This is a genomic window from Leuconostoc carnosum, from assembly GCF_014207505.1.
GTDB classification, from domain to species: Bacteria; Bacillota; Bacilli; order Lactobacillales; family Lactobacillaceae; genus Leuconostoc; species Leuconostoc carnosum.
Genome location: NZ_JACHGL010000004.1, coordinates 43,953 through 69,062, shown reverse-complemented (window position 1 = coordinate 69,062; position 25,110 = coordinate 43,953). Strand labels below are relative to the sequence as shown.

The 25,110-nt window shown below is 37.3% G+C and carries 25 protein-coding genes and 1 riboswitch; of the genes, 7 read left to right on the top strand and 18 right to left on the bottom strand.

Annotated elements, in window-relative coordinates:
- On the top strand, positions 1 to 1,067 hold a 1,067-nt coding region (locus tag HNQ98_RS05435), incomplete at its 5' end, for a hypothetical protein (RefSeq protein ID WP_260399551.1).
- Positions 1,068 to 1,080: 13 nt separating this feature from the next.
- Here the strand turns inward: HNQ98_RS05435 and HNQ98_RS05430 are convergent.
- Positions 1,081 to 2,091: an NAD(P)/FAD-dependent oxidoreductase gene (locus tag HNQ98_RS05430; RefSeq protein ID WP_172600985.1), complete on the bottom strand. Its 1,011-nt coding sequence runs from the start codon at positions 2,089 to 2,091 to the stop codon at positions 1,081 to 1,083.
- A gap of 206 nt (positions 2,092 to 2,297) precedes the next feature.
- Between HNQ98_RS05430 and HNQ98_RS05425 the strand changes: the two genes are divergently transcribed.
- Positions 2,298 to 3,254: a nucleoside hydrolase gene (locus tag HNQ98_RS05425; protein WP_135197773.1), complete on the top strand. Its 957-nt coding sequence runs from the start codon at positions 2,298 to 2,300 to the stop codon at positions 3,252 to 3,254.
- 37 nt (positions 3,255 to 3,291) lie between these two features.
- Here HNQ98_RS05425 and HNQ98_RS05420 read toward each other — a convergent pair whose 3' ends face one another.
- The 3 genes from HNQ98_RS05420 to HNQ98_RS05410 all read right to left on the bottom strand — a co-directional run bounded on the left by HNQ98_RS05420 (position 3,292) and on the right by HNQ98_RS05410 (position 6,405).
- Complete coding sequence (locus tag HNQ98_RS05420; RefSeq protein WP_135197774.1) at positions 3,292 to 4,539, bottom strand: glutamate-5-semialdehyde dehydrogenase; 1,248 nt, start codon at positions 4,537 to 4,539, stop codon at positions 3,292 to 3,294.
- A 1-nt stretch (position 4,540) separates the two neighbouring features.
- Positions 4,541 to 5,356 (bottom strand): glutamate 5-kinase, encoded by an 816-nt coding sequence (gene proB / locus HNQ98_RS05415; protein WP_135197775.1) that lies wholly within the window; start codon positions 5,354 to 5,356, stop codon positions 4,541 to 4,543.
- A gap of 119 nt (positions 5,357 to 5,475) precedes the next feature.
- Positions 5,476 to 6,405, bottom strand: coding sequence for an alpha/beta hydrolase (locus HNQ98_RS05410; RefSeq protein ID WP_135197776.1), 930 nt, complete (start codon positions 6,403 to 6,405; stop codon positions 5,476 to 5,478).
- A 164-nt stretch (positions 6,406 to 6,569) separates the two neighbouring features.
- Here HNQ98_RS05410 and HNQ98_RS05405 point away from each other — a divergent pair, with 164 nt between their 5' ends.
- Positions 6,570 to 8,369, top strand: coding sequence for a M3 family oligoendopeptidase (locus tag HNQ98_RS05405; protein ID WP_135197777.1), 1,800 nt, complete (start codon positions 6,570 to 6,572; stop codon positions 8,367 to 8,369).
- 144 nt (positions 8,370 to 8,513) lie between these two features.
- Here HNQ98_RS05405 and HNQ98_RS05400 read toward each other — a convergent pair whose 3' ends face one another.
- The gene (locus HNQ98_RS05400) at positions 8,514 to 8,990 is read right to left on the bottom strand and encodes a tautomerase family protein (RefSeq protein WP_014974834.1); all 477 of its coding nucleotides are present in this window, start codon (positions 8,988 to 8,990) and stop codon (positions 8,514 to 8,516) included.
- 110 nt (positions 8,991 to 9,100) lie between these two features.
- On the opposite strand from HNQ98_RS05400, the gene HNQ98_RS05395 reads away from it, so the two are divergent.
- Together HNQ98_RS05395 and HNQ98_RS05390 are read left to right on the top strand one after the other, a co-directional pair.
- Entirely contained in the window at positions 9,101 to 9,535 is a 435-nt protein-coding gene (locus tag HNQ98_RS05395; protein ID WP_019040664.1) for a winged helix-turn-helix transcriptional regulator, read from the top strand.
- Positions 9,536 to 9,630: 95 nt separating this feature from the next.
- Complete coding sequence (locus HNQ98_RS05390) at positions 9,631 to 10,335, top strand: SDR family NAD(P)-dependent oxidoreductase (protein WP_135198197.1); 705 nt, start codon at positions 9,631 to 9,633, stop codon at positions 10,333 to 10,335.
- Positions 10,336 to 10,438: 103 nt separating this feature from the next.
- Here HNQ98_RS05390 and HNQ98_RS05385 read toward each other — a convergent pair whose 3' ends face one another.
- The 12 genes from HNQ98_RS05385 to HNQ98_RS05330 form a co-directional block, all read right to left on the bottom strand.
- Positions 10,439 to 11,275, bottom strand: a complete 837-nt coding sequence (locus tag HNQ98_RS05385) for a DUF368 domain-containing protein (RefSeq protein WP_014974837.1) — start codon at positions 11,273 to 11,275, stop codon at positions 10,439 to 10,441.
- 13 nt (positions 11,276 to 11,288) lie between these two features.
- A complete protein-coding gene (locus HNQ98_RS05380; RefSeq protein WP_019040290.1) occupies positions 11,289 to 11,903 on the bottom strand; it encodes a TVP38/TMEM64 family protein in 615 nt (204 codons plus the stop codon).
- A gap of 101 nt (positions 11,904 to 12,004) precedes the next feature.
- Positions 12,005 to 13,009, bottom strand: a complete 1,005-nt coding sequence (locus tag HNQ98_RS05375) for a DUF4097 family beta strand repeat-containing protein (RefSeq protein ID WP_135197780.1) — start codon at positions 13,007 to 13,009, stop codon at positions 12,005 to 12,007.
- Positions 12,999 to 13,589 carry a DUF1700 domain-containing protein gene (locus tag HNQ98_RS05370; protein ID WP_135197781.1) on the bottom strand — a complete coding sequence of 197 codons (591 nt, stop codon included), beginning with the start codon at positions 13,587 to 13,589 and terminating at the stop codon, positions 12,999 to 13,001. Before HNQ98_RS05370 ends, HNQ98_RS05375 begins: the two co-directional genes overlap by 11 nt.
- Positions 13,589 to 13,897 carry a PadR family transcriptional regulator gene (locus tag HNQ98_RS05365; protein ID WP_014974841.1) on the bottom strand — a complete coding sequence of 103 codons (309 nt, stop codon included), beginning with the start codon at positions 13,895 to 13,897 and terminating at the stop codon, positions 13,589 to 13,591. The genes HNQ98_RS05370 and HNQ98_RS05365 overlap by 1 nt, the downstream gene beginning before the upstream one ends.
- 78 nt (positions 13,898 to 13,975) lie before the next feature.
- Positions 13,976 to 14,611, bottom strand: a complete 636-nt coding sequence (gene thiE, locus HNQ98_RS05360; RefSeq protein ID WP_135198198.1) for a thiamine phosphate synthase — start codon at positions 14,609 to 14,611, stop codon at positions 13,976 to 13,978.
- Complete coding sequence (gene thiD, locus HNQ98_RS05355) at positions 14,601 to 15,434, bottom strand: bifunctional hydroxymethylpyrimidine kinase/phosphomethylpyrimidine kinase (protein ID WP_135197783.1); 834 nt, start codon at positions 15,432 to 15,434, stop codon at positions 14,601 to 14,603. The genes thiE and thiD overlap by 11 nt, the downstream gene beginning before the upstream one ends.
- Positions 15,427 to 16,203, bottom strand: a complete 777-nt coding sequence (thiM, locus tag HNQ98_RS05350; protein WP_135198204.1) for a hydroxyethylthiazole kinase — start codon at positions 16,201 to 16,203, stop codon at positions 15,427 to 15,429. Before thiM ends, thiD begins: the two co-directional genes overlap by 8 nt.
- Positions 16,204 to 16,345: 142 nt before the next feature.
- Positions 16,346 to 16,435: riboswitch (TPP riboswitch) on the bottom strand.
- Between the two features lie 53 nt (positions 16,436 to 16,488).
- Entirely contained in the window at positions 16,489 to 16,998 is a 510-nt protein-coding gene (locus tag HNQ98_RS05345; protein WP_135197784.1) for a hypothetical protein, read from the bottom strand.
- Positions 16,995 to 17,291: a hypothetical protein gene (locus HNQ98_RS05340; RefSeq protein WP_014974846.1), complete on the bottom strand. Its 297-nt coding sequence runs from the start codon at positions 17,289 to 17,291 to the stop codon at positions 16,995 to 16,997. The genes HNQ98_RS05345 and HNQ98_RS05340 overlap by 4 nt, the downstream gene beginning before the upstream one ends.
- 25 nt (positions 17,292 to 17,316) lie before the next feature.
- On the bottom strand, positions 17,317 to 18,480 hold the full coding sequence (locus HNQ98_RS05335) for a vWA domain-containing protein (protein WP_135197785.1): 1,164 nt from the start codon (positions 18,478 to 18,480) through the stop codon (positions 17,317 to 17,319).
- The gene (locus HNQ98_RS05330) at positions 18,477 to 19,631 is read right to left on the bottom strand and encodes an ATP-binding protein (protein WP_019040130.1); all 1,155 of its coding nucleotides are present in this window, start codon (positions 19,629 to 19,631) and stop codon (positions 18,477 to 18,479) included. The genes HNQ98_RS05335 and HNQ98_RS05330 overlap by 4 nt, the downstream gene beginning before the upstream one ends.
- A gap of 65 nt (positions 19,632 to 19,696) precedes the next feature.
- Between HNQ98_RS05330 and HNQ98_RS05325 the strand changes: the two genes are divergently transcribed.
- Positions 19,697 to 20,308, top strand: coding sequence for an NAD(P)H-binding protein (locus HNQ98_RS05325; RefSeq protein ID WP_019040131.1), 612 nt, complete (start codon positions 19,697 to 19,699; stop codon positions 20,306 to 20,308).
- A 41-nt stretch (positions 20,309 to 20,349) separates the two neighbouring features.
- Here HNQ98_RS05325 and HNQ98_RS05320 read toward each other — a convergent pair whose 3' ends face one another.
- Positions 20,350 to 22,404, bottom strand: a complete 2,055-nt coding sequence (locus HNQ98_RS05320; RefSeq protein WP_184284962.1) for a peptidoglycan D,D-transpeptidase FtsI family protein — start codon at positions 22,402 to 22,404, stop codon at positions 20,350 to 20,352.
- Positions 22,405 to 22,499: 95 nt separating this feature from the next.
- Here HNQ98_RS05320 and HNQ98_RS05315 point away from each other — a divergent pair, with 95 nt between their 5' ends.
- Entirely contained in the window at positions 22,500 to 25,100 is a 2,601-nt protein-coding gene (locus HNQ98_RS05315; RefSeq protein WP_135197786.1) for a YfhO family protein, read from the top strand.
- Positions 25,101 to 25,110: the final 10 nt, after the last annotated feature.

Here is a 25,110-nt window from a genome sequence, read left to right as displayed (position 1 = left end):
AAACCAAACCAAACCAAACCAAACCAAACCAAACCAAACCAAACCAAACCAAACCAAACCAAACCAAACCAAACCAAACCAAACCAAACCAAACCAAACCAATGGGATACCATTTAAACGAATTACGCAAGAACAAATCCATTAAATTATCGAGTCTTTTAGATTACATACATGTTTCAAATTCGGCTTGGTATCGTTATGTTAAAGGTGAAACAGATATTACAACATTGCAATTTCTCCACACAGTACGGTATTTACGAACAACATTTTCTGAAGTTGCCCACATGAAGAGTATGGCAGATAATTATCTTAAACTTTACGATATACCAGCCTATTTACCTACCACGATTAATTACCAAATTCCTCTTCGTGAATTTTATACCACACATAATATTGAGCGTTTAAAAATGGCTGTTAAACTTTATCGCCTATCCTCTACTTCATCATTTAATCGTGATTTGCCCTTAGATTTAAGAGAAGTACTCAAAAGTATCCTACTTAAGGGTGAATTTGGATTAGAAGAAGTTAATTTACTCGTGCTATTGAAGCTAGAATTCAATAACGAACTATTTCACGAAGCTGAATTTGTCAATATTTTGCACAATCTCATCGCAACTATCAAGCGTAACATTGATATGACATTTTCACTTGGTGACCTATCTATGTCACAACAAAACATTATTTTCTTTAATCAATCACTTGGCTTGCGCTTTGTTTTTAGTGCCTTATCAAGCATCACTTCTGAACATAAAGCGTCCCAATATGCGCCCCTATTATTTCAAGTGATTCGACTCAATGATCAAGTTGAATACCCATCGTGGTCCTTATATAATTTTGCTTCAAAAAAGCTCCTTGAAATTAGTGAACTCTACCTACTTGATCAACCAACATATTCATCCAAGTTTTATGCTTTTCGTCAAGCACTCATGATACTCTATCCTACCCAAACACACGATGACCTAGAAAACTCAAATTATGATTTATTGAAAAGTAATATTTTTGAAACCACTGTTTCCACACAAATGAAAAAAGCTTATCAACAATATGTTGATAAGCTAGACAAATAGTTTCAATTCAAACTCACTCGAGATGACCATTTTTGATTATCATGGCGCTAGAATGACCTGGTCCGCCACGATGAGGATCAAATGCGTTAATTGCCGCATTGACAGCATTTGGCGCTTCTCCCAAACCTACTGCAATTAAGTCTGCTTTCCCAATATAGTGACTAGCATCCCCAATAGCAAACACACCATCAATACTCGTTTGTAATTGCTGATTAACACCAAAAACTTGGCCATCATGTGTGGGTTGAATATCCCAAGATTGTACCGTTTGATTTTTTGATAAGAAACCATAATTAATAATTAAATCATCAACAGAAAGCACAGTTATATCATCAGGTGCCTTGACATGCGCCAAAGTGATAGCTAATTTACCATCAACTTGTTTATTGACTGACACAATCTTTTTCGGTGTTTCTTTAATAACCGTGCTGTTATTTAACGCGTTAACACTCTGCTCCATGGCTCTAAATGTGTCACGTCGATGAATAATTCGAGTTGATGCAGTCACCTCATTCAACATCGTGGCCATATCTACAGCAGAATCTCCGCCACCAGCAATGACAACATCATGATCAACAAAATCTTGCTTGTTGGTTACAAAATAATGAACACCTTGCCCAATAAGTGATTCAACACCATCTATTTGTATTTTGCGTGGCTCAAAAGAACCTTTCCCAGTCGTCACAATAACTGTTTTAGCTTGAAACGATTGATTATTGTCCGTGGTTATTGTGAATAACTCATGTTGTTTTTGCACATTAGTCACAGTTGTTTTGGTTTTAATTTCAACTGGAAATAACTTCAATTGTTGATTTAATGATTCAATGAATGCTGAACCCTTAACACCTGCAAATCCAGCAACATCCAAAATTATCTTTTCAGGGTATAAGGCAGTCACTTGACCACCCAGTGTGGGCAAACTCTCGACTAACACAGTTTTTGTATCACGTAGTCCAGCATAAAAAGCAGCGAACATGCCTACTGGCCCACCACCAATAATGGCTATATCATATAATTCCATAATCTCAGTGTATCAATGCCCAATTTAAATCAGATGGACACCTATACTTTTCCTTTCAGCTATAATTTTTTTACTTTAATTATTATACCTTTTTGACCCAAAGTGTGCTGCTAATCGGTATAATGGACTTATCATACAAATGGAGGAAACGTGTTGTTTGGCGCTAAAATATACGATGTTCTTGTGCGTCACACACTGATTTAAATAATATGGCTCAAAAAAAAATGATTCTCGATCTTGATACTGGTATTGATGATGCACTAGCTATCGCCTATGCTGTTGCTGATCCAAACGTCGAACTAATCGGCATTATCTCAAGCTATGGTAACACATATGTTGAAACGTCCGCCCAAAACTCACTCAACCTCTTGCACTTACTAGGTGTTGATGACGTTCCTGTCTTTATTGGCGAACAACATTCTTCCACTACCGACCACTTTGATGTCATGCCCATTTCACAATTAATTCATGGCAAAAATGGTATTGGTGAAGTCGAATTATCACAATCGCCTCGACTCGTTGAAAAGCAATCTGGTATTGATTTTCTAATTGAAGCAGCTCATAAATATACTGATGATCTTATTTTCATCCCGACTGGTCCTCTAACAAATTTAGCAGCTGCTATTGAGAAGGATCCTAAAGTTGCTACTCTAATTGGTCATACCACACTCATGGGTGGCGCCTTGACCGTGCCTGGTAATGTCACCCCATTTACTGAAGCCAACATTCACCAAGACCCTGAAGCAGCCGATATTGTCTTCCAAAAGCAAACCAACCTGACAATGGTTGGTTTGGATGTCACATTACGGACATTATTAACAAAACAAGAAACGGCCCAATGGCGTGCATTAGGAACCACTGCAGGTGAAAAGTTTGCTGAATTGATGGACTTTTATATTGATGCTTATTTCAACCTCAATATTGATAAGAAAGGTGCTGCCTTGCATGATCCTTTAGCAGTTGCAGTTGGCATTGATGCCTCGTACGTGACCACAATACCATTAACTATGCACGTGACTTATGATCAAGAAACAGGTGATTATGGTCGTACAATTGGTGATAAAGAGAAACTTCTCCAACCAACAACTTCTCAAGCTGCCGTTTTAGTTGACACTGATCGCTTTGTGTCAGATTTCCAACAATTGATGCTTAATGTATTAGCTTAAAAAAACAAGTTGACAATTCACTCAACTTGTTTTTTTGTTATTCTCGTATTTGTCCTTGACCAAACACTTCGTACTTAATTGTTGTCAGTGCCGACAGTCCCATTGGTCCTCTAGCATGTAACTTTTGCGTTGAAATACCAATTTCTGCACCAAAACCAAATTCAAATCCGTCGGTAAAACGACTAGATGCGTTTTGATAAACAACAGCCGCATCAACATCATTCATAAATGTTACAACATTTTCCGTATTTGTGCTGATAATTGTTTCAGAATGATGCGTCGTATGCGTATTAATCCAGGTTACTGCTTCCTCGATGCTTGACACAATATGCACTGCAATGATTAAATCATTATATTCCGTGTCCCAATCTTTATCTCCGGCTACTACAATTCGCTCATCAATCGTGCGACTCAATTCATCACCACGCACCTCGACACCTGCGGCAACAAGCACATCAACAATTTTTGGCAAAAAATCATTTGCAATATTTTCATGAATCAAGAGTTTTTCTGCTGCATTACAAACTGAAGGTTTTTGTGTTTTAGCATTATGTATAATTCGTATAGCCTCTTCTTGGTCAGCTGATTCATCAACAAAGATATGCGTGTTACCAGCACCTGTTTCGATGACAGGTACTGTAGCATTGGCTACCACAAAATTAATAAACTGCGCCGAACCACGTGGAATCAAAACATCCACATAATCTCTCATATGGAGCAATGTATGGACTGTTTCATGTGATGTATCAGTAAGTAATTGAATGATATCAGGATTTAATTGATTGCGTTGCAAGACTTGTCGCATAATACCTGCAAGCACCATATTTGTCCGTTTAGCCTCTTTACCACCACGTAAAATAACGGCGTTGCCAGATTTCAACGTTAATGCTGCTGCATCAACTGTCACATTCGGACGTGCTTCATATACCATTGCTACGACACCTAATGGCACAATTCTTTTAACTATTTTCAAATCAACATGTGTACGCCACTCATCAAAAGGGCCTGCAATTGGATCCGGCAACTTGGCTACCGCTGCCATCGACTGACTAATATCACGTATCAGTTTTTCATCCAGAGTCAGACGATGTTGCATGGGTTCACTTAATTGCGTTGCAAATTCAGCGAGATCTTCTTGGTTTGCGACAATAATTGCATGTTGTTGTTCCAATAAAGCCGCCGCCATTTCTAACAACAAATTATTACGCACTGCAATTGATAAATGAGCGACATCATTGGTTGCTCTTTTTGCACGTTGACCAATTTCTTGTACTGTAAGTGCCATATTATTCTCCCTTAAATAGCGTACCAACCTGTTTACCTTGAACGACATCTAAAATAGTTGCTGGATTAGCACCATTGATTAATACCATTTGACGCTGCTGCTGCATTAAATATTCGGCTGCTTTTAGTTTAGTCAACATGCCACCAGTACCTAAAGTAGATGAACCAGTAGCGCTGTCTAATAGTTCTTGCGTAATACTTGAGACCAACGAAATTGGTTGGGCTGTCGGATCGACAAATGGGTTAGCAGTGTACAATGCGTCAATGTCGCTTAAAACAATCATACTATCAGCCTGCGTTTCATGTGTTACAATGGCAGCCAACCGATCATTATCACCGAATGAATGTTGATGATCTAACTCATCAACCGCAATCACATCATTTTCATTAATAATTGGTATCACACGTTGCGCCAACATCACATCGACGGCATCTATTGTGTGCTGTAGCATTAACTTATTATCAAAAACATCATAAGTTAATAATACTTGCCCCACATGTTGCTGATAAAATGCAAAACTTTGATTATATATCGCCATTAAATAGCTTTGCCCAATGGCTGCTAGTGCTTGTTGTTCAGGAATATCAGCTGGTCGCTGCGATATTTTCATTTGTTGCAAGGCAACCCCAATAGCCCCAGAAGTTACTAGAATCACTTCGTAGCCTGATTTCTGTAATTGAGTCAACGTTTGCGACAGCCGATTGATCACAGGATACTTAATTTCACCCTTACCGTCGACAATTGTACTTGTACCAACTTTGATCACTAGACGCCGCCAATTATTGTCGTTACGGTGTTCTTTTGAACCTACTGACATGATAGAACCCTCATTTAAATTAACTATATATCCATCAGAATTATGTGAGTAGCTGACATGATATTTTATTCATTTACTAATTATTATATCATAATCATTAAAGCTAACTCAATTTTGAGCTATTGATCATATTTTTCTAAAAACGTTTTGACTTTTTCACGGTATGCTATCGGATGGTCATTAAAACTTTGAATATGCTTAGAATTTTTTCCTATCCAAAGTTCTTTTGGCGCATGAAGTGCATCGTACAATGTGTAAACCATATGTGCTGGCACAAATGTATCACCGCCACCTTGTATAAACAATGTTGGTTGTTGGCTTTTAGCAACTTGCTTTACTGGGCTAGCTTCAGAATAAGTGTACCCTGCTCTTATCTTGGAAATCCCTGACACAACATTGACCAACGGAAACCATGGCAAACCGTACATATCCCCTGCCTCGTGTTTCATCTCTTCCCATACACTTGTATATGAAGAATCAGCAATCACCGCTTTTACTTGCTTTGGTAAATCTTTTTCACCAGAGGTTGATAACACTGTTGCTGCACCCATACTCATACCGTACATCACAATATCAGACTGTTGCCCATTTTTCTTGATGATTTGATGCAGCCATTGCATGTAATCACGGCGATCCAGCCAGCCGTAACCAATCATTTTTCCTTGTGACTCACCATGCGCACGATTATCTGGAATTAACACATTATAGCCCAGCTCATGAAACAACTCACCATAAATAGCCATGGTTGTCTTATTATTATGCCACCCATGAGCTAAAATAGCGGTTTTATTTGTTTTTTTATCCGCGGGTACATACCATGCATCTAGCTTAAGTCCATCATTTGATGTTTCATACCATGTTTGCTTCTCACGTGCCAAAAACTGATGTTCATATTGATAAAGCGCATTAGTTTCTGTCCGTAAGGTATCAGGTTGATTTGATTTTGGGTCACGAACTTGTGCGACCTGAAAAAAATACATGCCCGCAATTAATAATAAAATACCTAATATTATAACCAATCCAAGCAACCACCTAACTAATTTTGTCATATTCTACCCCTTAAAATAATAGCTTTCTTATTGTACGATAGAACAAAATCTAACGCAAACTAGTGACTTACTGACTAAATATTAAATTCATAGTTAAACGATAATAACATATCATCACATTTTTCAAACTGATATAATAAAAACAAAAGCATGAGGTATATATTATGACTTACTCACAGACTTGGGACTTGGAAAGTATTTACCCAGGTGGCATTAATTCACCAGAACTGATGGCAAAATATGATTTAGTTGCTGAACAAATCCATTCATTTGCTGAAGCAGTTGATCAAGCAGAAGTCTCAGCTGAAACTATCGCTAATCTTTCTGACCTCGCACAATCGATTGGCTCTGGGCTTGGCACAATCAATATTTTTATCAATGGTTGGGCATCAGTTGACTATGGTAATAGTATTTATAGCCCTCATTTTGACAAATTAGGCAAACTTTTTGTTGATTTTTCAGCACCACTAAATAAATTTCAAAAACTACTATTAACGCTAGATGATGCATCATTTGAAAGAGTCATTCACTCTGAACGCTTAACTAATATTGCGTTCTATCTTACTGAATTACGTACTAATGCCAAGCGCTTATTGGATGATGATACCGAGTCACTCATTAATCAACTTGATTTAGATGGTCAACAGGCTTGGTCTAAACATTATGATACCATATCGGCGTCCTTATCCATGAATTACACAGATACTAAAGATGGTAAAACACGACACATTTCTGCTGGTCAGGCATTGAATATGTTAGATGGTGAAGCTAACAACGACACTCGCGCCAACATCATGGCTAACTACGAAAAGATGTGGAGCAATGCCGAAAATCTTACCGCAGATACTTTAAATCATCTCGCTGGCTTCCGATTAACGAACCAAAAAGCGCATAACCGCAAGAATCATCTCGAACAGCCACTAGAGATGAACCGTATGTCTCAAGCAACACTTGACGCAATGTGGCGTGTTGTAGACGACAATAAATCAATGTTTAAACCTTATTTTGACCGCAAAAAACAATTACTCGGTTTAAAAAATATTGGCTGGCAAGATCAAGTCGCCCCATTGACAAATATCGGCAACTACCAACCTGAAGAAGTATCCTACGATGATGCAGCCGCTTTCATTATTGAGCAATTTGGAAAATTTTCACCTAAAATGGCTTCATTTGCTAAAATGGCATTTGAAAAACGTTGGATTGAGTCAGAAAATCGTCCCGGAAAACAACCAGGCGGCTACATGGAGTCTGTTCCTGATTTACAGGAATCCCGTATTTTCTTAACTTACACAGGATCCGTTAATGATGCAGCAACCATCGCTCACGAATTAGGTCACGCCTTCCATTCTGCACAATTGACAGATTTACCATTATGGCGTGATGCTTATGCAATGAATGTGGCCGAAACTGCTTCAACTTTTGCAGAACTGATTGTTAATGATGCCAATGTCCGTGGCGCAAAATCAGATGCCGAAAAGTTAGTTTTACTTGATGCTAAAATGACCAATCCAATTGCGATGTTCTTAAACATTCATGCGCGTTTCTTATTTGAAGATGCTTTCTATCAAGAACGTAAAAACGGTGTGGTTACGCCACAGCGATTGAATGAATTAATGGACGACGCACAAAAAAATGCCTTTGACGGTATTTTAGATGTACGCCACCCACACTTCTGGTCATCAAAACTGCATTTTTTCATTGATTCCGTCCCATTCTATAACTTTCCTTATACTTTTGGTTATTTGTTTTCAGCGGGTATTTACGCGCAAGCACAAAAAGACGGTGCTGATTTCGAAGATAAATATATCGCCTTATTGCGTGACACAGCTAATATGACTTCTGAAGAACTAGCAAAAAAGCATCTTGGCGTGGACCTCACGCAACCAGATTTTTGGCAAGCTGGTGCTAATTTAATCCAAAAAGACATTGATGAATTTTTAACTTTATCAGAACAATTTATTTAATATACTAACTAAAAAGCATGAGTGAATTTATGCTGTCTATAAAACGTTGGGAATATTTAACAACATATTCCCAACGTTTTTAATATATTCTATTAATTAGCGAAATAAAAACAAGATATTTAGTAATATCTTGTTTTCAACCTATTAATGATTAATATGATTAATTACAGCTTGCTTCTTTTCTTCAGAAAAGACACCACTATTAAGTAAATCCAAAATTGATAATACGCCTGCGCCAGTACCAAAACTACCCTCATCTATGACTTGAAAAGTTGATTTCCAACTGTTCAATGGCTCAGGCAACCCACTAACTTCTGCTAAAGCTTTTGCAATATTTTCAATAACTGCTTGACGAACAGGCACTGTCCAATCACCATCCATCACCAAAACATGTACATTAATATTGTCAGGCATTGGATCTAAATCCGACAATAGTTTGCCAGAAACAACCATATTTTCTGATTTGAATTCGGTAAATGTCACCTGAAAACCAACACGAGCTGCAGCAACAAACTGACCAATTTCAGGAATCATAACAGCATCAGTCAACTTTTCTGCCAACATTCTTTTTTCATCAATCGTAAAACGGCCTTCTAACGTATTAACATTAATAATTGTCATTATGCAATTCTCTTTTCTTTTAGTATACTAAGTATTGTATTCTCAATAAGTAATTAATATAAGTACTGAAAAAAAGTTTAGTATGTTTTAAAATTTAAGGACAATCTCTCATGACCAATAACTCCAATCCAATTCAAAATGCACTAACAATTATTTCGGGTAAATGGCGTACGCAAATCATTTGGCAACTGGCTTTGGCTAAAACAATCAGATTTAATAAATTGAAATCACTGTTGCCTGGTATTTCTGATACAATGCTCTCTCAAACACTGAGTAGTTTTGAGCAGGAAGATATTATTCATCGGCATGATTATCAAGAAATGCCACCTAAAGTTGAATATTCATTGACCAAAAAAGGTAAAGAATTACTACCTATCCTACATGCGCTAATCAAGTTTTCGGAAGACAACGACCAAAAATCCGACGAATTTTATCAAATATTAGTAAATGAACTAGCGCATTCAAAGTTGTCTCCAAATGACTTTGAATCATTAATATCAGACCCTGATTTGAAAGAACGTATAGCCAATTTACTTAAAAAATAATTTATACTTTCGCTTACTTAAAATAAGTAGTATAATTAATGTGAATACCAAGGAAGATCAACACATTGTTGATCATATATAAAGGAGTTTCACAAATGACAAAAACAGCGTTAGTAACCGGTGCCAATAAAGGTATTGGCTATGAAATTGCAAAAAACCTATTAATAAAAGGCTACACTGTACTTGTAGGTTCTCGAGATGAAAGTCGCGGTCAAAAAGCCGTTGATGAATTAAAAACATTCGGTGACGCCAAGTTACAAATCATTGATATGAGTAAAGTCAATGAATTAGCTAAAATTGCTGAAGATATCACAACTCAGCATCCTGATTTCTCTCTCTTAGTTAACAATGCCGGCATTGCTGGTGATATGGGTAAAACTGCTTGGGAATTTACCACTGATGAATTGGTAGAAACATACACTGTTGATTTTCTTGGTCCTTATGAATTAAGTCGTTCACTTCTTCCGATTCTAGATAAGAATAATGGTCAAATATTAAGCATGACCGTTCCAATTGAGCCCAATAGTTTCTTCCATCCCTTTGGCTATCTTGCAGCTAAAGCCCCACTTAACGTCATGACTAAGAATTGGCATGTTGAATTTAAAGCACAAAATAAGGCTATAGAAATTTTCGCATTCATCCCCGGTGGTGTGACAACAGATCTCAATAATCATATGGCAGGTCCTGGATTCAAAACAGCGGCCGAAGCTGGAAAGTTAACCGTTGATCTAATAACTGATGACACTGATCGTTCTGGTCAGGTAATTAATTTTGATGGTAACCCAATAAGTTATGATTAATATCGTTCCCCTCCCGTACACGTGATTTATCTAGTATACGCTAGCATTAACTAATTATAAAAAAGCCAACCTGTTAAATAACAGGTTGGCTTTTTTGATTAGTTTACTTATATTGTTGTTCCAAATGACTCATCCAATAGCCAATCCAGCCACCAATTAAAAATAATACGATACTCATACAAACACTAAGTAATGTAAAGCCAGTGTAATCAGCTACAGGTGGAATAACAATGAGTAGTGTGGACACCACGACAATACCTAAAATAAAATGATAGACTTTTGCATGGAAGTTTTGCAGAAGATAGTGCATGAGTTTGGAAAAAATAACTAGTGTCAAAGCCCCACCAATAGCCATGGGTATAAAGACTGTCAGATCGGCATTTTTGAAACCTTTAATCATTGGATCAAATAACCCTAGATAAAGCAGTAAATTAGATGGACTTAATCCTGGTACAATAATTCCCAAAGCAATCAGCCCACCTGCTAATAACCATGAGAAAAAGTTAATTGGTAAATCACCAAAAATAGTCGTCATATTATACAAAAATATGCCACCAATGATTACCGTTCCAATAAATAAGAACCAATCTGACCGTCGACGGCCAGTCTTCGCACTTTCTTTAAACAATGATGGTAATGTTCCCACAATAGCACCTGCAAAACCCCACAATACAACAGCTTTGTAAGTGGTCAACAAATATTCTAATGGGTTACTTAATAAAATAATACCCGCAATACCACCTAGCCCAACTGGCACAAAAAACCAAAAATCTTGTTTAAAATTCTGACGAATATGCGCCATAAAACTAAGCATACGCTCATATAATCCAAGAATTGCGGCTAAAACACCACCTGAAACACCAGGCAGAATAAACCCTAGTGCAATGAATACACCTTTTATAAAACGTATGAACCAATCTTTAATTAATTTATTTTTCATTATCATCCTATATTCAAATTAATTGTGTTAACCACTCAAAACCATACAACAGTAGCAAGCTATAGCATGCGATCCCAATAGGTTTACTCAAAAGTAATATCCAAATAAACGTCTTGAACCGCATCTTCGTCACACTCGTCAGTAAAACCAATGCATCGTCAGGTGCAATGGGAAAAGCCATAAGAACAGTAAATGTTTTTACCCAACCTTTACTATTGAGTTTATCAATATATTTGTGATGTATTTTTCGTGACACAAAAGTTTCAACAATTGGTGTACCAAAGTAACGCCCAATACAAAACAGTATAATTGATCCAACAACAATACCAATGTAATTATACAAAAACCCAAACCACGGGCCAAATAGTAGCGGGCCAACTGCCAACGTAATACCACCAGGAATAATGGGAACAATAACTTGGATCATCTGAACGCCAATAAAAGCTAACGGCCCCCAAAACCCAAAATTTTTAATTGTTTGTCGTAGCAGTGATGGGTCAGTGAGTAAACCTTTGTACCATAAATAGAATCCAAGGCATATTGTGCCAATTAAACCAATACTCGTTGCTACCTGTAATAATCGTCGTATGATTTGACGTTGTTTGATACTTAGTGTCATTGTTTTCATTTATAAATAGCCATACCTGCCATTTTATTTCTTATGTTCAATCAATTGATGATATGGTTGCCCAAAGCAATTTATCACTGTATTCGTTCAAAAAATTTGAACTATTCCATTTCAATATCGCCGTTTTGATTTTGAATAACCAGCGCAGCTGTACCCTGCTGCTGAGCAAATGGTGGTGTGATTTCAACATTACCATTTGTTGCTTGAGCTGAAAATGTTGGTAATTGTGATGTTTCAAAAGAAATATCTCCACCTTGATTCGTAATGCGTCCACCCTTTGTGATCGCACTATGTTCAATATCAACATCTGCATTTTGCATTGATACATTAATATCCTTAATTGTACTACCATTCACAGTTAAATCATCGTTATAATTTTTGGTCGTTAACTGATCAGATGTCACACTGTTCAAATCAACTTCACTATTTTTAGCATCAATAATTATATTTTTAGCGATAACGCGAGCAAAATCAACATCATCATTTTGCGTTTTGATATTGATGTTGTCAAGCACTATGTCTGAAGCTGACACGTGTCCGTTATTTTGAGTAATGTCTATATTTTTGATGTTCGTTTGCTTAGGTATTGTAATTATTACACTCGGTCCAGTTTTAATGCCATCATCGTCATCACCGATACTAAACCCCACAATATGCCGATTAGATTGTGAAGTTGATTTTGTATCAACTTTCAGTTCACCATTGCTATAGTTTATCCGAGATTCATCGTCATCACCGATACTAAAGTCCATAATGCGCCGATTAGATTGTGAATTTGATTTTGTATCAACTGTCAATTCACCATTACTATAGTTTATCCGAGCTTTTTTCTCATTACCACCTTTATTTTGCGTGACTGAAAATTGCGTGCCCTGTTGCACATATACATTGGTATCATCTGATATTACTGTAAGCTTTTGAATATTTTTTGTTTCTTTAGGCACTTGATTTGTTAAATCAACGTTTGTTAAGGCACGTCTTTTTTGATAAGCTATGCCACCTTGATTCCAAACAATTGTCCCGGGGGTATCAATTAATGCTGATGTTGTTGCTGCCACTACACCAACGACTAACAGTGACAAACCGATAATTGTTCTACGCTTCATAATTTGCTCCTTTTTGGATATATCGACGACCAATAAGTTTAATAATTTTCGCAAAACTACTGATTAATATTTTAGTCAAATTAATCAGTAATGGTACGACAAGAATTATTAATCCAATCATTGCTGAACCAACACCAATTGCAAATATTCCCCCTGTGAGCGAGCTAAAGAGAATAATAATACCCGCTATTATGCTGAATACTGCCAATATTGCAGAGATGACTAATGATATCATGACACTCACAATCACCGACAATACGACACCAATGACAACAAGTAATAAAAAGGCAACGACAATTGTAGCTGATAAAGCAATTGGTGAGGCCAAAATACCCAATATAACAACCCAAATCATACGTAACTGATGTTTCGGCTTATTTTCAACGGCATCATCCTCATTCATATAAAAATCAGCAATCAGACGACGCGAAAATTGTTTTGATGAGCCGAATTTTTGGTTTGCTAATGTATCATCAATATGTGCATCCGTAAAATATTCCTCATAGTATGACATCATGTCATCACGCTCATTGCGTGGTAAAGCATGTAAATAACCTTCTAATTCATCTAAATAGCTCATCATTCTTCTCCTAAAATCTCGTTAATCCCCGTGGCGAAATTCTTCCAATCGGTTTTGATGCGAATTAAATGCTCGCGACCTTCTTGTGTTAACTGATAATACTTCCGCATGCGCCCTTCAAATGGTTCACTGTATGTGGTTAATTCCGCACACCTTTCCAAACGCCGCAATACTGGATACATCGTTGATTCTGACACAGTAACATGTTGCTTAACTTCTTTTGTGAGCGCATAACCATATAAATCTTGCTTCTCTAAAATAGCTAACACTGTACCATCGAGCAATTCTGTCGGTGTTTGTATGCTCATGCTATTTCTCCTTATATACTGTTTCTTATATAATATAATATACCTTATATATGGTTTAATTGCAAAAAAAAACAACTGTTAAAGTTGTTTCCATATATTTATAGTTTCTGAAATGTTTTTACTCTGAGTAATCATACTAACCACTGCTGCGCCATCAACATTTGTAGCTAAAACATCTGGTAAATTCTTTTGGGTAATGCCACCAATTGCGACGCTAGGCCATTGACTTTGATTAACAATTTTGTTGAGACCTGCAATACCAATTGTTGGACTAGCATCTGATTTAGTAGTTGTCTCATATACCGGACCAATACCAATATTATCAATACCACGCAAACCAGCAATCCGATCATACTCGGCTTGATTTGAAACCGAAACACCTACGAATAAAGGCGCACTTGCCTTAATATTTTCAGAAATATTACCATCACCTTGCCCAAAATGAACGCCATCCGCGTTGACAACATGTGCCAATGCGATATCATCATCAATGACCAATGGCACACGATATTTCGTTGTTAATTGGCGTACTTGCTGAGCAACACGCAATTTATCATTCCCAGTTAATGCATGTTGTCCTTTCTCACGAAACTGAAATAAAGTAATGCCACTTACCAAAGCTTGTTCTAAAATATTAAAAAATTCTGCTTCATTAGCAACATTTTGCGTACCTAAAACAAAGTAACGCGCTAACATGCTTTTATCAAATGTCATCCAACACCTCCGGAGAATTTAATGGCTTAACCATCGCCAAATGATTCAGAGGTCCATGACCATGCCCTACTGAAATACCTTCGCGAATTGTGGCATCAACATAAGATTTAGCCAAAATAATCGCTGTTTTTAATGCCTTACCTAAGGCTAATTGTGCTGTAATGGCTGCTGAAATTGTATCGCCTGTACCGTGGGTTCTCACAGTATTCACGCGCATACTTTTCAACCAAAAATGTGTTCCATCTTCCAACAACACATAGTCGTAAACTGCTTGCCCTTCAGCATGTCCACCCTTTAATAAAATATTTTTTGCCCCAAGCTTTTGAATAGTTTGCGCCACCTTTTGCACATCTTCATGGGTACTAATCGTACGGCCAGATAATACTTCCGCTTCTGGAATGTTTGGTGTGACTAATGTGGCTAATGGCAGTAATTCTTTTTTAACAGCATCAATAGCTTCTTCAGCCAACAACCGTGCACCACCTTTTGCAATCATCACAGGGTCTAAAATAAAATCACCGAATTGTTGCTTTTTAATGGCATCAGCCACAGTTTGAACTGTCAGGGCATCACCCAGCATACCAGTTTTGAAAGCGCGTATTTTCAAATCAGCTCCGACAGATTCTATTTGGTTTGTTACCATATTTGCTGGAATCATTTGAACTTGCTGTACACCAATTGTGTTCTGTGCTGTCACTGATACGATCACATTAGCACCATAAACACCCTGAGCTGCAAAAGTCTTCAAATCAGCTGAAATGCCTGCCCCGCCACTCGAGTCAGTACCAGCAATGGTTAGTACTTGTGGTGTTTCATTAATCATGCGTCACCTCTTGCTTAATGAAATCTTCTAATTCTTCTTCTGGCAACAGATATAACTCATCTAACAATTGATTTGAAAAATAACCAGGTGTTGCTACTTTTTTAGTCGCCTTAAGCCCAGCTAATTTCATCGTTGCCATAGCACGTACCGTATTATCCAATGAGATACTATCACCATTAAATGCACCAATCAAAGCAGATAAAGCATCACCTGTACCAACATTAGTTGCCAAAAGTGGCACATCAGTTGCAATGCTTATTGTACTTTCGCCATCACTTATCACATCCTTTTTACCACTCAATGCAATAATAGCACCAGTTTTTTGTGCAGCTAATTTGGCAATATATGCAACATCCCCATCACCAGTTGCATCAATACCATGACTAGCAAAATCAACATCAGCAAACCAAGCAATTTCTGCGGCATTTCCACGAATGATATTTACCTGAGATTCTGAAATTAGTGATTTGACGGGTACACTTCTTGAGGGTATAGCTACAGCAACAGGATCTAAGACGACAACTGTCTCAGTTTGGTTGGCTAACTGCATCAGTTTAATTGCTGCAGGTAATTCCTCACGTTGCCATGTACCTGTATTAACAACTACGGCATCACTTAGTGAGACTAAATCTTTAAATTCTTCAATTTCACGCGCCATAATTGGTGAACCACCAATAACATTCACAACATTGGCAACGAGTTGTGGTGTGACATAATTAGCGTAATTAAAGACAAGTGGTGTTTGCTGTCTGAGTTCTGATAGTTTCATCATTAAATCCTCTATTCATTTTAAATTATTTTCTAACTTAGTTAATATTTAAAATACTATCTGACAGATCAAAAAAAGCCGTTACCTGATCTTCACGTTAGGAGAACAGGTAACGACTACACAATATAAGCAGTTTAAGTAGTTATCGTAGATGTTATCTCCCTTCGCATGCATTATCATGATCAGGTTCAATGGGTATTTCTCAGCCAAAAAGGCACCCCAGATAGATTATTAACTCATGGCATTATTGTAACGTAGAACAATTATTTATGCAAGATTAAAATGTTAACCCCACCACGTTTTATCGTCAAAATCACGCATTTGATGTGTCAAAGACAGTTGGTCTGCTGATGAAATATGAAAATAACTCACTGTATAAGCATTTTTCATCAAATTTTTCATTTGTTTGAAAGTATCACTATTGACAAAATTAGCCAACGCTTGGTGATCTGGCCAAAAGGTCCACAACATAAAGTCTGCTTTGCCATTCGCATTTTGTGCCATAATTGCGTTGCCTGTGACCAGTTGTTCAATCAATTCATCATTACGACCCTTGGTCTGAAAAGATATTTGATGAATGACTTCACCAGCTAAATTACCACTCACAACACGACTATCAAAACTAAGAGGTCGCTTGAACTGGGCAACCAATTCTGGTTCATCGACAATCAGCACATTTGCGCCAGAAAGTTGCGTTTCTTTGCCTAAATAGAAAAAATGTGCGGAGTTAGCAGTTTGGAATGCCAATAGTTGTGCTGGTAACTGTTCAGGTGCTAAAACTAAGTTAATTTTCATAAGAAAGGCTCCTTTAATGTTCTAATCACATCTTCTGACAAGCGGGATTGGTTCGTCATAATAAATTTTTTGATGCCCGAAAAAGTTCGTAAATCTACGACTGTTGATATGACTTCTGCATCAATTAAATGTCGTGCCAAGCTAATATCTTCACGTGTTATTGTTGTCATACCAAAATGTGCATCTAATAATAGTGATTCCCAACGATTTTGCAATAATGCTTCTGCCCGTTTAAATCGATCATCTTTATTAATGAGGCTCTTCAAATCTCGTGGGCTCAATTCTTTTGTCATACTACCTGTGCCAGCTTTCCATTATCTACAAAGTCATAATTTTACCAAATGGTTCTAAAATACTTAGTTTATGGTCGGACAGCAACAACCAATAAACTTGACGAAACTTGGTAGATAATACTGTTTCTTCACCATCTCCATCTGTTAAAATGACGACAACTGTGTGTTTCGGATTGAATTTTCTTACTTTTAAAGTATCAAATATACTTTGAAATTGTGTCCCACCACCAGCTTGACGTTGCCATTGTTTGATATTTTTAATCTCATGAACCGTTGTATCAAATGAAAAAAAAGTCACTTCAACATCAAATTGTTGTATAATTTGCCTCGCATTTGCTAGCATAACCCCTGCCTGATGGTCAGAAATAGAAGCTGAATTATCAATAAAAACGGTCACCTGAGCTTCATACTCACTCACTGATCCTGGTAAATCTAGTCGATAAGCTTGCCGACGATTAAATCTTGAGTGTGATGCTTTCTTTTTCGTGGGTAATTGGCTGATTCCAGTCCGTAAAATAGCTTGCCAGTGACGTTTAGGTACGGTAACTGAAGCAATTTGTTTCAGTACAGCAGCAGCTATGTCCCCTCTCCCTGACCGATTGGTATCTTCAGTTGCTTTCTCAATCACAAAATTAAGTGCTGATGTTGCTTCGTCAATACCTTGACCAGCACTTGCCCAATCACCATGCCCATCAACCGGCTTTTGACCTCGTGCTGGCTGATTTTCTGTTAATTCAGACAACAAAGCAATATATTCAGCAGAATCTTGTTCAATTGGCAACATTTTACCATATAATCCTAAAATTGTTTGTAATGTCACGGCACCTGGTAACATACCTAATGCAACCGGTAAATATTGATTAACGGCTAAATCTGTTCCCCAATCAATCAGATTAGGACTTTTAACTCGCTCATCAGCATAACGTATTGGATGTTGCCAGATAATATGCAAGGCCTCGTGCGCAAAAGCAAGTGCAATCTGTGTGTGATTTATAAAATAAGTTGTCAATAATATTGGGTTAATAACCAAATGCCATTGATTAGCCTGCCATTTTAAAGATAAAGCGTTACTAGCTGTATCGTTATTTTCACGAGTTAAGTTCATAATGACATTACCATATAACGGTGCCACATCAAGTAATGTCTTGATCCCGTCTACAATTAATTTGTCTCTATCTTCTGCATTCATCGTGTAGCAATATCCATAATTTGTTGATACAAAACATTAGCATAATGTGAATCGGCACGATATAAATCATCTAAAATTGGTGAATTAGTCATCTGCTTAATCAATGCATATTGCCCATCTGGTGCTAATAGATGTAATAATTCTCCGAAACGTCCGGCATGATTGTTTGATGTTAAATTCGATGTCAGCAAAACTGTTTTCATAACAGTTAATTTTTGAATCTCAGACATACGAACAAACTGTTGACGAATGTCTTGCGGTAATTTGGGGCCTTTTGGTTCCGAATCAAAAATATTCTTAGCGGTTAATCCACTAACTTTTTCATGCACGAAACTAACAAATTGTGTTGCAACAGCTTTTCCTAAATCTCCAGCAATGATATCAAATAACAAAGTATCTTGCTGCTGAGAAGGTAGTTTGCTGAGTTCATAGAAATTATCTGACACACGTTGCCAAGCACGTGGTGTTGGATTCAAATCAATGCCTCGTGTTTGAGGATATAATAACTCAGCATTTTCAGCTATAAATTGTCTGACCAATTGATGTATATGTGGTCGCTGGTTGCCTGGTTTTTCTGCCCATGACAACCAATCGGTCACAGATACTGTCATGACTAAACGTGTCGTACGATCGTTAATTGCTGCATCTGAAGTTTGTACCGCATATTCAGCATTTTCAAATCCTGCCATTGAATCATCTGGATTTTCGGCCAAAATAAGATACACATTATCTGGCAAAATAAGATCATTAATCTGCCGTTGTAATACCAGATTCATTAATTCACTTTGGACAGCTTGTGACCCACGGTTAAATTCATCTAAAAACCAAATAATTGTTTGCTTTGGAAAACTTTCAGCTTGTTGAATAATTTGAATCAAAGTATGTGTGTACCCAAATTTTACATCTGCTAACTGACCATAATTTTTAGTTGTTAAAAAAGCATCCTTTGTGAGTGGCGGAATGGGTATTGCCAAGTCCCCTTTCTCTGACAACGAAACAACAGTAGTAAATAGTCGAGCTTCCATATGATGTGCAATTTCTGAAACCAAGGCTGACTTACCAATACCAGCTTCGCCAACAATATTTGGCACATTGCCCCCACGTAACACAAGTGGTACGGCAGTGAGTAGTTGTTGAAACGATAATGACATATGACGTCCTCTTCTTTCTTATTTCAATTCTACCGCAAGTAAACTTTTCGTGCTAAAATAAAGTCATGACAAAACTATTAATTCTTGGTGCTAACGGCCAAATAGCAAAACTTGTAGTTCCAATGTTAGCCAATACGCTAACAGAGATTAAATTGACCTCTCTACACGGTCGACCAGACAAAAACATTAAATCACTTGATGCCACAAATGAAAATACCTTAGCTCAAGCGCTTAAGGATATTGACATTGTCTATGCTAATATCGGTGCTGAAGGGCGCCAAAAAGTAGTGGCCAATAGTGTCGTTAATGCCATGCATGCTGCCGGCGTTAAGCGTTTGATTTGGATAGCAACAATTGGTGTTTATGATGAATTACCTGATAAAACACGCGATATTTGGTCAAATGTGTTAGGTACAGTCAATAATGAAAATACCTACATTGGTGATCAGGCTGCGGCTGTAGCTCGTATTGAAGCTTCTCAGTTGGATTATACGATTATTCGGCCTAATGAGTTGCTAGACGATAACGTCATGCAACAACTCAATATTCAAACAGATCGTCATGAAAAAATTGTTGGTAACCCAGTTACACGTACTAGTGTTGCTGAATTTATTACTAAACTAATTTTAAACCCAACCGATTATATCAAACAATCGGTTGCCCTTTCTGAAAAATAAGACATAAAAAGCTCGGGCAAATTGCCCGAGCTTTTTATGTCTTATTTTGAATCAGGCTTTGCTTGAACGTATTTCCAGTAAGCATCAATAATTTTAGCTGATATTTTACCGTTTGTACCATCCAAGTAGTTATTCATTCCAGGAATGGCCATCGCTACAGCAAATGGTTGCCCTGGTACATACGCCACCATAGACTCTGTGTATGTATCATTGCCATTAGTCTTCGTTTCTGCCGTACCAGTTTTAGCATGAACACGTGGTCTCAATTTGTGCATGTCTTCTCCACCTGTGTTCCATGAATCAGAGCCGTTAGCCACACGATTCATACCATCTTTAAGAATATCCCACTCATCAGCACCCAACTTTACTTGACCTTGAATATTTGGTGATGCCGACCAAATTGTTTTAGTTTGATCATTGTTTTTTTGCTTTTGCAAAATAGACCCAACCACACGTGGTTGTACGAGGTAACCGCCATTAGCGATTGTGGAAACAAAACGTGCCAATTGCAGTGTCGTATAAGTATCATACTGTCCAAAGGTTTCATACAAATATTTTCCTTGATTTTCAGCATCTGTTGGTCCACGATAACCACCAGTTTCACCAGAAATATCAATACCTGTCTTTGTTCCTAAACCAAATTGACCTAATCCATTACGAAGTGTCTGAAATGCATCTGAACGTAACCCTAATGGCGCTCCTGGACTATAATTTTGTCCACCAATCTTCATACCTAATTGTACGAAATAGGTGTTAGATGAACGCTCTAAAGCTGTTTTAGCATCTATTGGTGTTGGGTTCCCTGCTTGGTTCCAATACGATGTGATTGCTTGTGTGCCTTGAATTTTAATGGCCTGATCAGTCAAGACATTATTATCAGCTGATATAACCCCTTTTTGGAAGGCCGTGGCCAGTACAGCTGGCTTAATGACAGATCCCATAACAATGGCATGATTAATGTTTCCAAGTGGATTAGCCGTTTTTTGACCGGTCGCATGGTCACGATCAACACCACCCATGGCGTAAATACCACCAGTATATGGATTAATAACTGTTGCATAAGCGCCTTCAACATCGCCACCTGGTAGATTATCTTCTAATATTTTCTGAACTTCATTTTGGAAACGGGCGTTGATAGTTAACTTCAAACTATCCCCAGCCTGGCCATTGTACTTGATTTGCGAAGATTGTACTTGATCTTTTCCACTTGTTGTAACAAGAGTTTGTGAAGCAGAACCTTTCAAAATAGACTCATACCCCTTTTCCAAACTTGAATTACCTACTGGTTCATTTTGAGAATAGCCTTGTGCTAACAAAGTATGTAAACGGTCTTCCGGTAACCCTGTTGCCTCATTGGTAACATTACCAACTAATGATTTAAATTCTTCACCTTCAGGATATTGACGCGACCAGCTCGTTCCCAATTTAACTCCAGGAAAACTACTGAGATTCTCACCAATTTTGGCTAATTCTGTGTTCGTAACGCCTGATTCCTTAATAAAAGTCGTAGATAATGAATAGGCGCCACTCATGCGTTGAAATATCATAGCAGCATTTTTATCTACATCTTCAGCTAATTTGTGTTTTTGAACATAATCAACTTCATAATCATTAATTTGTGCTGCTGTTAAAGCAATTTTATCATTTTTATGTTGCTTGGTAATAATTGCCGATATTCTTTTATTATTTTTTTCATTCGATAAATAAAAATCCGTTTTCGCGCGTTCATTTAATCGTTCTGTGTCAACAGTCAAAATTTTTGATAGTTTAGCGGTCGTTTCATACATTTTTTTAGCATTGACGTTAGTACCTCGTGTAAAGGTGATTGCGGCTTGTGCTTTGTTTCCCACAAGGACACGGCCACTGTTATCATAGATCATCCCACGAGGAACATTGCCTTTTTCGACCGTTTGTTCACTTGTATTAACTTCTCCTTGGTAAAAAGCACCTTGTTGAATCGTCAAAAAAGCTAATTGCACAACAAGTGCAATCATGAGCGTCAGGGCGATACCTAATAATATATTTAATCGTACTGGCAAATTAGCACTAGCACTATTTTTTTTGTCACGATCTTCTAAGTACGGATTGCGTTGCATGATTGACCCCAATTGTTGATAAATTACTCTATTTAGATTACCACAAATCTTGCTTTCGCGCTAAAATTATGATTAAAATTTGGTATATTAGTATCATGAACAAAAAAAAGATTTTTAATTCACCACTAGCATTAAGTTTTTGGATTCCAGCAATTATCATGTTGAGCTATTTTGCTTATCGCGGTATGGCACCTTTTGGGAGTAGCTCTATTCTAACTGTTGATCTAGGACAGCAATACATTGACCAGTTTGCTGCTTTTAAACATACTTTATTATCACATCCTAGTAGTTTCTTTTACTCATTTAGTAATGCCTTAGGTGGCGATATGTTGGGTGAATGGGCCTATTATTTGATGAGCCCATTTAATTTAATTTACTTGTTTGTGTCAATTAATCATCTACCAGCTGCAATTCTATTGGTAACTGTACTAAAATTTGGCGCTGCTGGCGTATCAATGGCTTACTTATTACAAAAACTTCAGATTCAAAATGGTCACTATATTACCCTTTTTGCCATTAACTATGCACTTTCTGGCTGGTTTGTAGCTAATGATCTGAATTTACTGTGGTTAGACTCGGCAATCTTGTTACCACTTATTATTTATCAAATCGAACAACTCTTTAAGCATGGTTCATGGTGGCGTTATTCTCTTTTATTAGCATTAGCGATTATAAGCAATTACTATATTGGTTATATGATTGCTATCTTCATTGTTCTTTATGCTGTTTGGCGCATTTCTTGGCCAAATCAAATTCACTCACGTTGGCAAACCATTAAAGCTTTTACTATCGGTAGTTTAGTTGGTGGTGGCTTAAGTGCTTGGCTTATATTACCAACATACTATCAGCTACAACTCGGTAAGGCACAATACAGTTCAGATTGGTCACTCAAGTTTGATAATCATCCAATTAAATTACTCCTTAAATTAATCCCTGGTAGTTTTGATTTTAATCAAATGCAATCCGGGCAAGCTAATTTTTATGTAGCTTCCTTTATTTTAATTACTTGCGTTGCTTTTTTCACAACACGTCTATTACATTGGTCTGTTAAAATAGGTGCCTTATTAATATTGCTATTTTTGTTTGCTGCAACAACGTGGGCGCCACTCACCTTATTTTTCCATGGCTTTCAATATCCTGTCTGGTATCCTTATCGTTTTAGTTTTATTATCAGTTTCTTCATTATTTACCTAGCAGCATTAGCCTGGCAACCGAGATGGCAACCTCGTGTTCCAACGCTAATTGGTCTTTTCATCGCTTTTGGCGGTATTGTTGTTTATGCGATACTTGCAAATCACAAAACTAGCTTTATCGACACAACAAGTATTGCAATTTTTGCTAGTCTTGCGCTACTCACATTGGCGCAATTTACTTTTAACACGACCGATCGTCTGCGTTTACCAATTTTACTATTACTCACCACATTATCTCTTGCTGCCAATGTGATCCTATCTCTTAATCATTTTTCTTACCTAACAAATACTGAATATCAAAATACAGTCAAAGCACTTAAAACAGCAAATAAGACAATTAAAAAAGACACCTCATGGTATCGAGTTGCTCAAACTTTCCAACGAACACGTGGCGATGCTATGATGCTTGATTATTATAGTGGTTCACACTTTAGTTCAGCATTGCCAAAAAAGACACCAAACTTTTTTGGCAACTTCGGACAGCCAGATGGCGATAATTATGTTGTCTATAGTAATGGTAGCGTACTGTCTGATGCCCTACTCAATATGAAGTATTTAGTGACACCGAATGGTACTGATAATGGCAAAGCTGGCCAACCTAGTACGCATCTCATTGGCTTTCGTCCCGACACTTCAAGGTACTTACTTAAATCAAAAGCCGGCACAACCAATGTTTGGCAAAACCCACAAGCTTTACCAATTGCTTTTGCGGCTAACGATGCCGCTCTCAAAACAACAATGTTACACAATAACCCCTTGATAAATCAAGGTAATCTGTGGCAAGCTTTAACAGGTAATTCTCGCTCAACTGTTACTTCCGAAAACTTTCAACAGGCAATTGGTCATAATGTTAATACGCCGACAACAATCACTGGTGCTGCTCTTACACGTGTGAATAACACAAAACCAGCTAGTTTAGATTTGAAATTTACACCACAAACCGATGATAGTTACTACCTAACCATTGGTAATGGCTTACCTATTAAAGATTTTGATTTATTAATTAATAATAAAGTCATCACACAATTTAGTAGCTATCGCCATACTGTCTTGATTAATTTAGCAACACATGCTAAAAATCAAACGCAAACTATTACTATTCGATTTAAAAATACGACAATGCTTGTATTAAACAATGTAACGCTTTATCGTGTCAATAATAACGAATTTCAACGTGATGCCCTTAATTTCAAAGCAAACCCCTTACGTATAATTAGCCGTGATGAACGCATGATTAAAGGGAGAATCACCACAACTGCTGATAAACCACTGATTATGACAACTATCCCTGACGCGCCTGGTTGGCGTATCAAAATTGATGGCCGACCAATTAAAGCACAGCAAGTTGCCGACTATTTTTTGGCCATCAAAACAACACCAGGACAACACATCATCCAATTCACTTACACACCACCCTATTTTTTGATAGGGCTATATATTTCATTACTAGCAAGTGCCACGCTACTAGTCCCTTTCATTTATAATAAAATACTTGCAAGATAGCGTTCACCAT

What these genes read in the sequence shown, in the direction of transcription:
- HNQ98_RS05425 (WP_135197773.1), top strand. Translation starts at nt 2,298, where the DNA reads ATGGCTCAAAAAAAAATGATTCTCGATCTTGATACTGGTATTGATGAT.
- HNQ98_RS05420 (WP_135197774.1), bottom strand. Translation starts at nt 4,539, where the DNA reads ATGGCACTTACAGTACAAGAAATTGGTCAACGTGCAAAAAGAGCAACC.
- proB (WP_135197775.1), bottom strand. Translation starts at nt 5,356, where the DNA reads ATGTCAGTAGGTTCAAAAGAACACCGTAACGACAATAATTGGCGGCGT.
- HNQ98_RS05410 (WP_135197776.1), bottom strand. Translation starts at nt 6,405, where the DNA reads ATGACAAAATTAGTTAGGTGGTTGCTTGGATTGGTTATAATATTAGGT.
- HNQ98_RS05405 (WP_135197777.1), top strand. Translation starts at nt 6,570, where the DNA reads ATGACTTACTCACAGACTTGGGACTTGGAAAGTATTTACCCAGGTGGC.
- HNQ98_RS05400 (WP_014974834.1), bottom strand. Translation starts at nt 8,990, where the DNA reads ATGACAATTATTAATGTTAATACGTTAGAAGGCCGTTTTACGATTGAT.
- HNQ98_RS05395 (WP_019040664.1), top strand. Translation starts at nt 9,101, where the DNA reads ATGACCAATAACTCCAATCCAATTCAAAATGCACTAACAATTATTTCG.
- HNQ98_RS05390 (WP_135198197.1), top strand. Translation starts at nt 9,631, where the DNA reads ATGACAAAAACAGCGTTAGTAACCGGTGCCAATAAAGGTATTGGCTAT.
- HNQ98_RS05385 (WP_014974837.1), bottom strand. Translation starts at nt 11,275, where the DNA reads ATGAAAAATAAATTAATTAAAGATTGGTTCATACGTTTTATAAAAGGT.
- HNQ98_RS05380 (WP_019040290.1), bottom strand. Translation starts at nt 11,903, where the DNA reads ATGAAAACAATGACACTAAGTATCAAACAACGTCAAATCATACGACGA.
- HNQ98_RS05375 (WP_135197780.1), bottom strand. Translation starts at nt 13,009, where the DNA reads ATGAAGCGTAGAACAATTATCGGTTTGTCACTGTTAGTCGTTGGTGTA.
- HNQ98_RS05370 (WP_135197781.1), bottom strand. Translation starts at nt 13,589, where the DNA reads ATGAGCTATTTAGATGAATTAGAAGGTTATTTACATGCTTTACCACGC.
- HNQ98_RS05365 (WP_014974841.1), bottom strand. Translation starts at nt 13,897, where the DNA reads ATGAGCATACAAACACCGACAGAATTGCTCGATGGTACAGTGTTAGCT.
- thiE (WP_135198198.1), bottom strand. Translation starts at nt 14,611, where the DNA reads ATGACATTTGATAAAAGCATGTTAGCGCGTTACTTTGTTTTAGGTACG.
- thiD (WP_135197783.1), bottom strand. Translation starts at nt 15,434, where the DNA reads ATGATTAATGAAACACCACAAGTACTAACCATTGCTGGTACTGACTCG.
- thiM (WP_135198204.1), bottom strand. Translation starts at nt 16,203, where the DNA reads ATGAAACTATCAGAACTCAGACAGCAAACACCACTTGTCTTTAATTAC.
- HNQ98_RS05345 (WP_135197784.1), bottom strand. Translation starts at nt 16,998, where the DNA reads ATGAAAATTAACTTAGTTTTAGCACCTGAACAGTTACCAGCACAACTA.
- HNQ98_RS05340 (WP_014974846.1), bottom strand. Translation starts at nt 17,291, where the DNA reads ATGACAAAAGAATTGAGCCCACGAGATTTGAAGAGCCTCATTAATAAA.
- HNQ98_RS05335 (WP_135197785.1), bottom strand. Translation starts at nt 18,480, where the DNA reads ATGAATGCAGAAGATAGAGACAAATTAATTGTAGACGGGATCAAGACA.
- HNQ98_RS05330 (WP_019040130.1), bottom strand. Translation starts at nt 19,631, where the DNA reads ATGTCATTATCGTTTCAACAACTACTCACTGCCGTACCACTTGTGTTA.
- HNQ98_RS05325 (WP_019040131.1), top strand. Translation starts at nt 19,697, where the DNA reads ATGACAAAACTATTAATTCTTGGTGCTAACGGCCAAATAGCAAAACTT.
- HNQ98_RS05320 (WP_184284962.1), bottom strand. Translation starts at nt 22,404, where the DNA reads ATGCAACGCAATCCGTACTTAGAAGATCGTGACAAAAAAAATAGTGCT.
- HNQ98_RS05315 (WP_135197786.1), top strand. Translation starts at nt 22,500, where the DNA reads ATGAACAAAAAAAAGATTTTTAATTCACCACTAGCATTAAGTTTTTGG.